General features: G+C 58.4%; 11 protein-coding genes and 1 pseudogene. 6 read left to right on the forward strand and 6 right to left on the reverse strand.

Going from position 1 to position 13,331, the window contains the following annotated elements:
- Positions 1 to 193: 193 nt before the first annotated feature.
- From ACA051_RS16775 to ACA051_RS16785, 3 genes and pseudogenes are all read left to right on the forward strand, one after another.
- A pseudogene (locus ACA051_RS16775) lies at positions 194 to 337 on the forward strand (VOC family protein); the annotation flags it as partial.
- A 35-nt stretch (positions 338 to 372) separates the two neighbouring features.
- Positions 373 to 1,206, forward strand: coding sequence for a helix-turn-helix transcriptional regulator (locus ACA051_RS16780; RefSeq protein WP_497370955.1), 834 nt, complete (start codon positions 373 to 375; stop codon positions 1,204 to 1,206).
- 172 nt (positions 1,207 to 1,378) lie between these two features.
- Positions 1,379 to 5,026, forward strand: a complete 3,648-nt coding sequence (locus ACA051_RS16785) for a hypothetical protein (RefSeq protein WP_497370956.1) — start codon at positions 1,379 to 1,381, stop codon at positions 5,024 to 5,026.
- A gap of 17 nt (positions 5,027 to 5,043) precedes the next feature.
- On the opposite strand, the gene ACA051_RS16790 is transcribed toward ACA051_RS16785, so the two are convergent.
- The 5 genes from ACA051_RS16790 to ACA051_RS16810 all read right to left on the reverse strand — a co-directional run bounded on the left by ACA051_RS16790 (position 5,044) and on the right by ACA051_RS16810 (position 10,176).
- Positions 5,044 to 5,631: a LysE family translocator gene (locus ACA051_RS16790; RefSeq protein ID WP_497370958.1), complete on the reverse strand. Its 588-nt coding sequence runs from the start codon at positions 5,629 to 5,631 to the stop codon at positions 5,044 to 5,046.
- A 76-nt stretch (positions 5,632 to 5,707) separates the two neighbouring features.
- On the reverse strand, positions 5,708 to 7,216 hold the full coding sequence (locus tag ACA051_RS16795; RefSeq protein ID WP_497370960.1) for a tripartite tricarboxylate transporter permease: 1,509 nt from the start codon (positions 7,214 to 7,216) through the stop codon (positions 5,708 to 5,710).
- A gap of 13 nt (positions 7,217 to 7,229) precedes the next feature.
- A complete protein-coding gene (locus tag ACA051_RS16800) occupies positions 7,230 to 7,724 on the reverse strand; it encodes a tripartite tricarboxylate transporter TctB family protein (RefSeq protein ID WP_497303288.1) in 495 nt (164 codons plus the stop codon).
- Positions 7,721 to 8,689 (reverse strand): Bug family tripartite tricarboxylate transporter substrate binding protein, encoded by a 969-nt coding sequence (locus ACA051_RS16805; protein WP_497370962.1) that lies wholly within the window; start codon positions 8,687 to 8,689, stop codon positions 7,721 to 7,723. Before ACA051_RS16805 ends, ACA051_RS16800 begins: the two co-directional genes overlap by 4 nt.
- A 155-nt stretch (positions 8,690 to 8,844) precedes the next feature.
- Entirely contained in the window at positions 8,845 to 10,176 is a 1,332-nt protein-coding gene (locus ACA051_RS16810; RefSeq protein ID WP_497370964.1) for an aminotransferase-like domain-containing protein, read from the reverse strand.
- Positions 10,177 to 10,267: 91 nt separating this feature from the next.
- Between ACA051_RS16810 and ACA051_RS16815 the strand changes: the two genes are divergently transcribed.
- Both ACA051_RS16815 and ACA051_RS16820 read left to right on the forward strand, forming a co-directional pair.
- On the forward strand, positions 10,268 to 11,164 hold the full coding sequence (locus ACA051_RS16815) for a DMT family transporter (RefSeq protein WP_497370966.1): 897 nt from the start codon (positions 10,268 to 10,270) through the stop codon (positions 11,162 to 11,164).
- Between the two features lie 271 nt (positions 11,165 to 11,435).
- Positions 11,436 to 11,594, forward strand: a complete 159-nt coding sequence (locus ACA051_RS16820; protein ID WP_497370968.1) for a hypothetical protein — start codon at positions 11,436 to 11,438, stop codon at positions 11,592 to 11,594.
- Between the two features lie 227 nt (positions 11,595 to 11,821).
- On the opposite strand, the gene ACA051_RS16825 is transcribed toward ACA051_RS16820, so the two are convergent.
- Entirely contained in the window at positions 11,822 to 12,181 is a 360-nt protein-coding gene (locus ACA051_RS16825) for a DUF6124 family protein (protein WP_497370970.1), read from the reverse strand.
- 489 nt (positions 12,182 to 12,670) lie between these two features.
- Between ACA051_RS16825 and ACA051_RS16830 the strand changes: the two genes are divergently transcribed.
- Positions 12,671 to 13,291, forward strand: a complete 621-nt coding sequence (locus ACA051_RS16830; protein ID WP_497370972.1) for a LysE family translocator — start codon at positions 12,671 to 12,673, stop codon at positions 13,289 to 13,291.
- The last annotated feature ends 40 nt before the right edge of the window (positions 13,292 to 13,331 follow it).

A 13,331-nucleotide genomic window follows, 5' to 3' on the forward strand; every position in this document is an offset into this window, starting at 1 on the left:
CTGAAGCAGTTCAGTTGTACGTTTTACTTATCAAGTCTCGTGCCAGCTATTTAGTCCATTTAAATCAGCACCTTGAAGCGACATGAGTCATAACGACAACTTTCTTTAATGGTCGATATGACTCAAATCATTGTCATTTTGACTCGATCACGCCAATGCCTGAGGGCAAATGTCGATCTACGGTCCAGCCAAGTCCTGGCAGATCGTGCCGGTCGCCATGATGGACATGCTCAAAGACCCCGACACGAAGAAATCCCAACGTGCCATGCAAGCCATGATGCAGATGAAAAAACTCCACATCGCCGCCTTGCAGCGAGCCTTTGACGGCGAGAGCTAATACACTCCGTTGCTGGCCTGCCGAGGACATTGACGATGAAGCACACCGTTGCCAAAGACGCTGACACAGCACCCCGCTTCTGGCGCGACGACGCCCTGCCCTTCATCGAAGCCCGATCCATCGCCGATGGCCGCGAGGTCTGCTACACCCGGCATTCCCACGAGCACTTTTCCTTCGGTGCGATCACCGCCGGGCGCAGCACCTACCTTCATGAGCAAGCGCAGTTCCAGGTCAGCGCCGGCACCGTGGTGTTGATGAACCCTGATGATGTGCATGCCTGCAATCCGATTGACGACCAGCCGTGGTCGTACCTGATGCTGTACGTCGAGACGCCCTGGCTGACCGTTTTGCAGCATCAGCTCGGCTTCAGCCAGGACTCGGCGTTCAGGCGGTTTTCCATCACCCACACCCGCGATGGCAACCTGTTCGCCGGCCTCAACGGCTTGTACGAAATACTGGTTGATCCCTGGCAGGACGTGTTGTGCAAACACAGTGCGGCGGTGGAGTTTTTTACCGATGTACAGCAGCGGCTCAACCCGGTCGATCAAGCGTTGCGCGAACCCAATTTCAAGCTGGAACGGGCCGCCGACTACATTCGCGACAACTGCACACAGCCGCTCAAACTCGAGGACATTTGCGAAGCGGCGCAACTGTCGCCGTCCTATTTGATTCGCGCCTTCAAGCACCATTACGGCATGACGCCCCATGCCTTTCTGGTCAATCGGCGTATCCAGTTCGCCCGTGATCAATTGCGCAGCGGCAAGTTGATTGCGGATGTAGCACTGGAAGCGGGTTTTGCCGATCAGGCGCATTTACAGCGGGTATTCAAACAGCACTTGGCTGCCACGCCGGGACAGTATCGCGGCTAAGCCAATACTTATCTCGCTAGAGAGTTATTTATTTGCATAGCAATTATGCGAACTTCACCCATTCTAAAAACATACAAAGACATATAACTAAAATGACAGCGCAGCGCCCTCTTATTTAAGCTCCCCTCCCAAGCCACACCCAAACCAGACACCAGAAGATGGAGCTTCTAACTTGAGCCATTCATATAACAACCTGTTTCACCCCCACAACCAACAAGACAAACAAACAATCACTGACGCCATTACCAATTTCCTCAGCGATGAAGATGTCATGGATACTATTGGCTGGTCGTGGGACCGCTTATCGGTCACACGCACGACCGACTCCCACTTGGATAACTTGCATCGTCCCGCCGCCATGTGTCTTTCGAGACTCATTCGTCATCCTGATTTTCTAAAGATCCGTTCCGAACACTCCATCCCTGCGACAAGTTCCTTTCAAGTCGATGAGTTGGGTCATCTCTATTACACCCATGAGAACGTCAACAGCCGTACCGTCGATTCCGAAGTTGTCACCGTCGGCTACTTCTCTACCCGCACAGACATCACTCACGCGCTCGCCGGCCATCAATCTTTCGAGGAAGACCTTCAACTGTTGGCAAGCATGGCCAGGTTGACCGGTGGATGGGTGACCGCTACCGAGAAAATGGCGGTCAGTCAGTGGTTGCGCGTTCACGGCCTGGCACTGCCGGGCACCGTAGAAAGCGCCAAAGAGTTGATCGACTTGATCAATCACTCGACATTGCCGAACAGCCCGACGCACGAAGATTACTGGCAACTGCTGAATACCCCAGAAGACTCTCCGTTCAATCTCACGGAAGAAAACCGCGCAATCATTCGCCGTATCTCCGAGGACCAGACGGCAGGCGAAGTCCCACTGGTGACCCTGCTGGGCGATTCGCTGAGACTCGAAAGCGGCTCCGCCGATGGATTGCCCACCAGCCAAAACTACCGGATGGCGCGGCTGATCGACATCGCCGTGTGGGCCTCCGACAACGGGCAAGAATACATCGATGCCCTGGGATGGTTCGCGGAAGAAACGGCCCCCAAACCCACCGAACAGTTTATTGAGCAGTTGATCATTGCGGCGATACTGCTTGATCTGGACCCCGATGCCGACCGGGCCAACACCACGTTTGCCGGTTTCGACCTTTATTCGAAACGTTACTTGCTGGCCAGCCCGACTGAGGTGCGCACGCAACTTGAACAGCATCTGGTCACCGCCTGCAAACTCCATGAACTCTTTGCGCCGCTGGTGGCAGAACTGATCCTGGGCGGCATGGCGCCGGAATATCTGGTCCGTGATCTGCCGCCCGAATTACGTCTTGGAACGCCCGGCTGGGTTGTATTCACCCAAGCCGTCCATTTCGCCGAATCGATTGTTCCCGGCGTCTCGCGCAACATGACGTATCAGCATTTGCTCGGTTTTGGCCGGATAGCGGAATTGAGCCCGACCATCAAAACCCTGTCGACAACGGTATCGGTCGACCCGGTCATCACCTGGGCCCTGATGAACAGGCTTGTCACCCCGGACGCCGAAGGCAACCTGAGCGCGGAAGCCGTGACCCTGGCCATGGAGGAATATCAACAACACGTCGATATGATCAACAGCGCCGTGAATCAATTGGGCAAACCATTACCCCATCGCAAGCCGCTTGCGCTGAAGGAGCTGCAATCCTGGGAATCGGACTGCGACCCTGAGGAATTGCTGGTTAAACATCGCGGTACCGGTGGAGGGGCGGGAAGAAAGGTATCGGTGATAGATCTTTATATGGGCGATGAACTTCACACCGAGGAATGGGACCGAATTCATGGGGAAAGCATTTATAAATCTTTCCCTCACTTAGTCCGTATGCCGCCTGTTGCCGAACTGTACGAGCCCGTCTTTGACGACCATATCAATGCAATGACCCATGCGTTATCCGCCTCGATCAAAATTGCTTTTTCGCAACTTCGACCACAGGACAGGCAGTTTATCGAAGAGGGGCATCTGGCGATCTATCAGGTTAATTCGTGGGGACCAGGAGGACTTGACGGCGTCGTTCCATTGGGCGAAAGAGGTCCTTACGGAACCATTATCTATGCGCGAAAGGACTCGCAAATTCGCTGCTATGAACTTTTTCCACTAAGAATGGAATGCGTCGTAAACAAACAACTGACCGAAGATTATTGGTTAAAAGGCGTCGAAGTCGACTTCGAAAAAAGCTATCCAGAAAAAAGACTGTTTAGCGAGGCGCCCATAGACGACGAGGCTTATTATAAAAACCTGGCACCCCGCAGTGACCGGCGCTCCCAGGTTATTTTCCATAAGCTCGGCGAGTTCAACATACCCTCTGACAATACCGACACCACCTCGCCGAACCGCTACTTCCGCTCCCAACGGAAAGATGAAATCAGCGATTTTATTGCCAAGGAGAACCCGTACTTCAACAAAGGCGCGCTGAAAACACTGAGCCTTGACGAAACGGAGCGCGAAAAAGCAATCGCCAGTACCGATGCCGTATTCAATGTCATTTTGAACCTGATCATTCCGTTCAAAGGGTGCATCGAGGACCTTTCCTCAGGTGTTCCATCAAGACAGCGGAGCGCGATTCTGGGTTGTGTCATCGACGCCGCGGCGCTGGTCATGTCGTTCGCCATCATCGGCGTAAAAGTCGTCGCGATCAGTGCAAAAGCCACGACCCTGGTTTCGAAGCTGTTGTCTGCCTCCACAGTCGTGGCCAGTACCGCGGTCAGCCTGGTCAATCCGGTCAGCGGCGTACCGCAGCTGTTCAAGGGTGGCGCCCGGCTGCTCGGCCGGAGCGTGGCGAAACTGAGCGGCAGCGCCCTTTCCGCATCACATGCTGCCCGACAGCAATTGCGTTACCTCTCCGGCGCGAACAGCTACAACCTGATCAAGACCGTCGACCATACCGGCGCGGCGCCCCGGATCCGCATGTCGCTGGACTCGGTTGCCCATGGCCGAGCGCTGTTCAAGGACGACAGCATTCAGACTGTCGAACAGATTGTGGCCCGTCTGGGGGACAAGAACATTCGATTACCCGAGAGTGCAACCCACCTCGAACTGGAGCATCTGTTCAATAATGCGGTCATCGAATCGGCGGCCCAATTCAAGCAAGCGCAAGATCTGCAGGCCTTGATTGGTCGAACGGCGGTCGATGACCTGTTCGCGGCGGTCCTGGATAAATCGCAATACGGCTACACCACCGCACGTTCCGCATCGGGCGCCCAAGGTTATGCCGACACACTGGCCACCTTTGCTCAGGTCGAAGCTAAAAACGTCAATTACATGAAGGGCTACCAGCAAAACGTGCTGAAGCAGGACTTGGGCAAGGCGCCATTCAACCAGGCCATGGCGGAATCAACGTTCAACCCGAATGGCTTTACGGATAATTCGCAGCGGGCAGGCGCCTGGATCGTCAACGGTTCGACCTCTCCCGGCAATGACGTTGACAGCATCGTTCAGGTCCTGCGCGACTACGCGGGCAACGAAAAATCACTGACCGATCCGGCGGTGATCAAAGAGGTGCACGCACGGATTGCCCCTGCAACCTCGGACATCGTGCGCATTGGCGTCAATGACAAGAAGTACGCCAGCAACATCAGTGGCTTCGCCGCAATGGAACAGCATCTGAAAACGCTGGACACCGGCCATAAGCATTTCGACAAACATTTGCTGGCGACCGTCGTGGGTTTCCACGGTTTGGGCGACGGCAACGGTCGTACCGGTCGTGCGCTGTACGCCATCAGCCAACTGCGAAACAACCGCTTCACACCGCTGACGAAAAACGAGTTCAGTTTGCTGCACGGCCTCGATTGAGGTGAGTTGCCTGGGGGTCAGGAAACCAGCAGATACACGGCACTTGCTCCCAGCAATAGCGCCATGACCCGGTTGAACAAGCGCATGCCTGCAGGGTTATTCAGATAGCCCTGCAGGAATGTTCCGGCATACGCCCAGCACCCCACCGACACGTAGCAAATCACCAGATACACCGCCGCAAACTGCCAGACCAACCGCGCCTCGCCGTCCGCGACGAAGGCGCCCATCCCTGCGACACACGCCAGCCAGGCTTTTGGGTTGAGCCATTGCATCACCGCGCCGTACAGCATCGACGGTGCCCGGCGCGACTCTTTGGCATCGATGCGACCATCGTCCGCCGCAAGCTTCCAGGCCATGAACAACAGAAACGCCACGCCGGCCAGTTGCACCACCCGCGTCAGCGCGGGCCAGACGCGCAACACCTCATGCAGTCCCAGGCCCATCAACACCAGCAACAAAACAAAGCCCAACGTGGCCCCGGCCACATGCCGCTGACTGGCGCGGAAACCGAACTGCGCCCCCGAACTCAACGCGACAATGTTGACCGGCCCCGGCGTTATCGACGCCACCAGGGCAAATGTCGCCATGGAGATAATCAGACTCATCGCACACCTTCTTCAATTCAGGAAAACCAGCACCCAAGGTACTGAGCGCCCTGCCCTGCGTATTGAAGAAAACTGCCTAATCATCCTCATGCAACTTGATGCCCCGAGCGTGCAGCAGATGCGGCACGATCAACACCAACAGGGTCAGCGCGAGGAACGACGCGGCGATGGGTTGCGTCAGAAAGATCATCCAGTCTCCTTCGCTGATGGATAACGCGTTGCGCAGCTGTTTTTCAGCCATCGGCCCCAGCAGCATGCCCACGATTACAGGAGCGACGGGGAAATCGAAGCGCCGCATCAGCACCCCGCCCCAACCGATGGCCAGCATCAGCAGCAGGTCGAATGAAGAGTGGCGCATGCCGTACACGCCGATGGTGGCGAACACCAGAATGCCGGCGTTCAGGTACGGTCGGGGAATCTGCAACAGCTTGACCCACAACCCCACCAGCGGCAGGTTCAACACCAGCAGGATGACGTTACCGATGTACAGCGAGGCGACAAGAGTCCAGACCAGATCGCCCGAGGTCTGAAACAACATCGGTCCCGGCTGCAGGTTGTAGTTCTGGAACGCGGCCAACAGGATCGCGGCTGTCGCGGAGGTCGGAATGCCGAGCGTCAGCAGCGGCACCAAGGACCCTGTGGCGCTAGCATTGTTGGCCGCCTCGGGACCGGCAACCCCCTCGATGGCGCCCTCGCCCTTGCTGCCTGCGAACTCTTTTGGAAACTTGCTCAGTTTGCGTTCGGCCGAATAGGACAAAAAGGTCGGGATTTCCGCGCCACCGGCCGGAATCGATCCAAAAGGAAAACCGATCAGCGTGCCCCGCAACCAGGCGGGAATCGAGCGTTTCCAGTCAGCGCGCGTCATCCACAACGACGTCAGCCGGTGCCGACCGGACGCCTCTTCTTTTTGATACAGCAGGCTGTACAACGCCTCGCCCACGGCAAACAAGCCGACCGCCACGAGCACCACTTCGATGCCGTCCACCAACTCCGGCACGCCCAGGGTGTAGCGGGCAATGCCCGAGGTCGAGTCGAGGCCGATCAAGCCAATGGTCAAGCCAATCCCCAGCGAAGCGAACCCCCGCAGCATCGACGCGCCGAGCACCGCCGACACGGTCGTGAAGGACAACACAAGGATCGCAAAATACTCCGCCGGACCAAAGTTGAGCGCCAACGTAGCAACGATGGGTGCAAACAAAGTGAGCAGGACCGTCGCGATGGTGCCGGCGACAAACGATCCAATGGCCGCCGTCGCCAGGGCCGGCCCTGCCCGTCCGTTGCGGGCCATGAGGTTGCCTTCCAGGGCCGTGACCATGGACGACGACTCCCCGGGCGTATTGAGCAGGATGGACGTGGTCGAGCCGCCAAACTGAGCGCCGTAATAGATCCCGGCGAACATGATCAGCGCCCCAGTGGGGTCGACCTTGGCGGTGATCGGCAACAGCAGCGCAACGGTCAGCGCCGGTCCGATCCCCGGCAAGACGCCGATGGCCGTGCCGAGCAAACAACCGATAAACCCCCACATCAGATTGATCGGCGTCAGCGCGGCGGCAAAACCGATGGCCAGGCTTGAGAGAATATCCACGGTGTTTTTCTCCTCAGAGCCAGGCGTTGATCAAGGGCGGCAGGGAAACCCCGAGCCCGGTGTTGAACAGCCAGTAAATCGGCAACGTCAAGGCAATGCCGATGGCCAGATCGCGCACCGGGCGGCGACTGCCAAACCCCCGAGCGGAACAGGCAAACAGCAACCCGGCCGCCAGAACGAACCCGATGAGGTTAATCAGCACGGCGACGGCCACCAGCCCCGCAGTCACCCAGGCGGCGCCCAGCTTGCCGCCGGGCAGCGCCTTGGCAGACTCGTCATCGTGATCGGCCAATTCGCGGAAACCTCCGGTGACGGCCTGAAAACACAGCAACAGGCCGACGACGCCGAGGAACACCGCTAATGCGTAGGGATAGACGTGAGCGCCGAGGATGACGAACCCCATCTCCTCAGGAAAACGGTAGGCGCCGACTGCTAACACTGCACTGATGGCGACCACACCGAGGCCAATCGCCAGTTGTACCGGCATGATTCCACGAGACGGGTTCATTTGATCAACCCGACCTCAACCAGCATCCCATGCAGCCGCACGTGTTCTTCGTCGACGAATTTGCCGAATTCATCGCCGGTCAGAACGTTGGGGGCCCATTTATTGGTCTCGACATTGGCTTTCCAGCCAACGCTTGCGGCGGCGGCCAGCACGGCGTCAGTCACTTCCTTGCGCTGCTCGGGTGTGAGGCCCGCGGCACCGTAAACACCCCGCCAGTTGCCGATGATCACGTCGTAGCCACTCTCTTTCAGTGTCGGTGCATCGATGCCGGCAATGCGCTCGGGCGCGCCGATGGCAAGCACCCGGAACTGGCCGTTGCGGATGTATTGGCCCAGCTCGGCATAACCACCGGTGATCACCTTGATCTGGCCACCCAGAACCTGAGCAACCACTTCACCCCCACCCGCGAACGCCACGTAGTTCACCTTGTTGACCGGGATTCCCATTTTGCTGGCCAGGTCGGCGATCCCGATGTGGTCAATCGAGCCCTTGGAGCCACCGCCCCACGTGATGCTGGACGGTTTGTCCTTAAAGGCTTTGAGCAAGTCCTCCAGGGTTTTGAACTCGGACTCCTTGCGCACGGCAATCACGTTGTATTCGGTAAACAGCCGGGCGATCGGTGTCACGTCCTTCAAGGTAATTTGCGGCTTGTTCTGCTCAATACCCGCAACCATGATCGCGCCGACCACCAGCAGCGCATTCGGATCGCCCTTAGTGCTGTTGGCAAACTGCGCCAGTCCGAGCGTGCCGCCGGCGCCCCCTTTGTTCTCGAAGGTGACGGATTTGGCCGCCTTCGCCTCGACCAGGGCTTTGCCCAGATCCCGTGCGGTCTGGTCATAGCCGCCACCGACCGAGCCGGGGGCCATGAACTTGACGGTGTCCAGCGCAAACGCCGGAGTGGTGAGCGCGGCGGCGGTAACGGCAATTGCAATGAAGCGGCTTGATCGACGGAACAAGGCAAGCATAGGGAGTCTCCCGATATTATTTTTGTGGGTGTCGATTGAATCTCGCTCAGGAGCACGCCCTGCTCACTGAACATGCGTCTTTGAACAAGCTTAGGTCATGGTTGTGGTTATTGGCGTCTCGCAAGCGAAGTGATCACACCCAAGCAATGACTTCGCTACGTATAGGCCCCCACCACCCGCTTCACTTTCTCCAGCGCAACCCCAAGCGCGCCCATGTCCACCGAGCCCAGCGCCAGGCGGATCGCGTGCGGCACATGGACGGAGGTGGCAAACGGTTCAGCGGTCGAGACCGCCACCTGCTCGCGCATCAACGCCATGGCGATCTGGTCGGCCCGTGCGTCTTCCGACAAGGGCAGCCAGATAAAGTAGGAGGATGGATGGCGCACGAAGTGCAGGCCGGCCAGGTGCTGGTCGGCCACGGCCTGGCGGGCCTGTGCATCTGCACGCTTTTGCGCTTCCAGTAGGCTGACGGTTCCATCATCGATCCAGGCGCAGGCAATCGCCGTCAGCACCCCGGGGGTATTCCAGGTGGTCGCCCTGATCGTCCGTTCCAGTGCGGGCACGGTTTGCAGAGGGGCGGCGACGAATCCGACGCGAAGCCCGGTGGCGACGCTCTTGGAAAACCCTGAAACGTACACCGTTCTTTCGGGAGCCAGTTGCGCAAGCGGTGGCAGCGAATCTTCGGCCAGAAACGCGTAGGCAGCGTCCTCGATGATGTGCAGGTCGTGCTGGCGCGCAATCGCCACCAGGCGTTCACGCTGATCGGCGGCCATCACCCATCCCAGCGGATTGTGCAGCGTCGGCATGGTGTACACGGCGCGCACCGATCGGCTTCGGCAGAGCTTTTCCAACGCCTCCAGATCCGGCCCGGTGTCAGTGCCAGGAATGGGCACGACTTCCAGATGCAGCGTTTCAGCCAGCACCTTGAAACCAGGGTAGGTCAACGCATCAGCCGCGATCACATCACCCGGTTGCAGCAACGCCATTAGCGCCACCGTCAATCCATGCTGCGCGCCACTGACGAGCAACACCTGTTCTGCCTGTACCGTAAGCCCGCGCGCCACCAGATGACGCGCGACCGATGCCCGCTCATGGGGGCGGCCCGCATGCGGTTGATAGCGCAGATGGGATTCCAGGTCACCGGACAACGCGAGTTGACGCAAGGCATTACGCAGCAGATCGGCCTGCCCCGGCACCGAGGGATAGTTGAAATTGAGGTCGATCATCCCCGCCGCCACGTTGGGCTGATGAATGCCCAGGCTGGGTGGCAGCGAAGTCTCCCGGACGAAAGTCCCGCGCCCCGTTTCACCGCTGACCAGGCCCATAGCCTCCAATTCCGCATAGACCCGGCTGGCAGTGACCAAGGCCAAACCATGGCTGGCGGCGAGCAGACGATGAGTCGGCAAGCGCGTACCGGGAAGCAAACGCCCTGAGCGGATATCGGCTGCAAAGGCGTCCACCAGCGACTTGTACCGGGAGCGAGGCATAGGGAAATGTATCCATGACAATTTTTTGATTGTATCGATAGTCGATCATACGATGCGCTGAACGCAACCCCGCCCCTTGAGTGGACGCCCAATGGAACGCACATCGAAACTGCAAAACCAGACCATGGAAAAGAACACCAGCGGGTTGATCAATGGACTCATCGGCGTCCTGATCTTCAGCGGTTCGCTGCCCGCGACACGGGTGGCCGTCCTGGAGTTCGACCCGGTCTTTCTGACCGTCGCCCGAGCCACCATCGCCGGAGTACTGGCGCTGTGCATTTTGTGGCTGTTCAAGGAAAAGCGTCCTGCGCGCCACCAGATGCTGCCCTTGGTCATCGTCGCGATGGGCGTGGTGGTCGGGTTTCCGCTGCTGACGGCGCTGGCGCTCCAATATGTGACGTCCGCGCACTCCATTGTCTTCGTCGGCATGTTGCCGCTCGCGACCGCCGCATTCGGCGTGTTGCGCGGTGGCGAGCGTCCCCGGCCGGCGTTCTGGTTCTTCTCGGTCCTGGGCAGTTTGCTGGTGGTCGGGTTCGCCGTTTCCCAGGGGCTGACCGCTTCGCCGACCGGCGACATCCTGATGCTGCTGGCCATCCTCGCCTGCGGCCTCGGGTATGCCGAAGGAGCGAAACTTTCCAAAACCCTGGGCGGCTGGCAGGTGATTTCCTGGGCGCTGGTATTGTCGCTGCCGATTGTGGCCCCGCTGACTTGGTGGCTGACACCCTTTTCGTTCTCGGGCATCAGCGCACCGGCCTGGTTGAGCCTGGCGTATGTGTCGCTCTTCAGCATGCTGATCGGCTTTGTATTCTGGTATCGCGGACTGGCCCAAGGGGGGATTGCCGCCGTTGGACAGCTTCAACTGCTTCAGCCGTTTTTTGGATTGGCGCTGTCGGCCACGCTGCTTCACGAGCAGGTCAGCCTTGGCATGCTGGGGGTTACCGTTGCGGTGATTTTGTGTGTGGTGGGTGCGAGGAGGTTTGCGAGGTAACGCGTCGGTCCTCGGCGAGGCCAGCCGGATATTGCGACCCGAAGGGGCAGAATCCGATGCCGGGAAAATCGCGGAGCCCCGGCGAGGATTTAGCCATAGCGTCCATTATGCGAGGCCCATCCAGCTGGCCCAGGTATGCTTTTTGTGAATGATGATTACCGTCAAAGAGTCTAAAAAACTGTTATTTCTTACAGTTTTCGAGGATGGTTAAATATCCGAATATCGGTGTAGTTGGAGCAACACATTTTCCATATTTTCAAGGAGAACCATCATGGCTACCTACACCCCAGAACAATTACTCGCTTTGACTCCGGAGGAGGTAAAAAAACTGACTCCAGCGCAAGCACAAGAACGTGATTATGTAATAGCCATTAAAAAAATTGATGACGCGGTGGCCTCTTCGCCAGTCTATTCGCCACCGAAGCGCTGACGCTGCCCGAAAGGCAATAGGCGCCACGCGCACGCTAGCCAGGCACTGAAACATCCGCGTCGGTACCCGGCGAAGCCGGCCGGTATCACGGCCAACAAAAACCCCCAGTGATCGGCAGACCCCTGGGGGTTTTCTTCGCGTTCAAAATGTCGCGAGTCGCTGCTATGCCATTTCTGCCTCTGATTGACAGCCAAACATCAGCAGCCCATTACCACAGCAGACCGCCCCTACTTGGGCAGATCAATTTTATCCAACACCCGGTTCGCGGTGATCTCCGCCACCATGATGCTGTTGGAAATACCCAGCAACGCGTAGCGCGACTCACCCTCCAGTTGATCCACCAACTGGTGCACCATCACGTCGACCGAGGCCAGAGTCTCGACCAGATAAACCGCCAGTGTTTCGGCAGTGGCCTCCGGGTCTACGGAAAACAGGGTGCTGCGTATTCGCGGGGTGGCTTTGATGTCGGCATTCGACGGGAAGTGGAAGTCGAAAGCCCGCTCGGCGGCCTCGTTGAGCTTCTTTGAATCAGGTTCGTATGGGGAAACCGGATCGGTGTCCGGCGGGTTTGGTGTGACTTTGAACATGGTGAAACCTCGTTTACTGGTGAAGCTGCCACGTTCGTTTCCAAGCGAAGGGGTGGCAGCTGTACGCGGGTTGGAAAACCAGGGTAAACGAGCCCGGCAGACCTATAAGGTCTCCCACGCACAGCCACCATAACGGAATGCACATAGTGCGAAAAAGTACGTTATGAAGAGGTGCTTTCGTGTCGTTTACCCGTCGAGTTTCCAAGCCCGACCGCTGAGTGTTCAGCGGCACGGAAACGATAGAACCAAGGGCTACGACACACAAGCCGGCGGATTCTGGCGCAGCCGTAGGCAACGGCGCAAGGATTTGTAGCTTTCAGGAAGTAAACCCGATGTCGTTTAAACACGCGCTCTCAAAACCTGTTGAATGAACGGACGCGCACTCACGACGAGCAATGAAAGTGTACGGCGACTTGCGTCCACCGCTGTACGGGGAAAGCCCCTCGCCGTCCATGATAAAAATACCGCTCTCGTTACCGGAGACCTGTCATGGACCTCGCCACGCTTACGCTGTTTCTCCCCGCCTGCTTCGCCCTGAACATGGCGCCGGGCCCGAACAATCTGCTGTCGGTCAGCAACTCGACCCGTTACGGCTACCGCATCTCCTGCGTCGCCGGGATCGGGCGGTTGCTGGCGTTTGCCGGGATGATTGCCCTGGCGTCGGCCGGGTTGGCGGTGGTGCTGCAAACGTCCGAGTTGCTGTTCTACGGCATCAAGATTGTTGGCGCGGCGTATCTGTTTTACCTCGCATGGCAATTGTGGCGCGCCGATCCGGGGGTCGAGAAATCGGTGACGGGTGCGTCGGTCGGCGTATTGGCGTTGGCGCGGCAGGAGTTTCTGGTGGCGGCCGGCAACCCCAAGGCGATCCTGATATTCACCGCGTTCCTGCCGCAGTTCGTCGACCCGACCCGCGCGGTCACACCGCAATTCGCGCTGCTCGGCGCGTTGTTCCTGATGCTGGAATGGATCGCCATCAGCGCCTACGCCTACATGGGCCTGCACATGCGCCGCTGGTTTGCCGAGCCTCGGGGCAAGCGGCTATTCAACCGTTGCTGCGCGGGGTTGTTGTCGGCGGCGGCTTCGGTGCTCTTGATGGCGCGTCGGGCCTGAGTTCCAGGGGTTGACGGGATGCAACGCGGGTTCAAACTGC

Source organism: Pseudomonas sp. LBUM1669 (assembly GCF_059695705.1).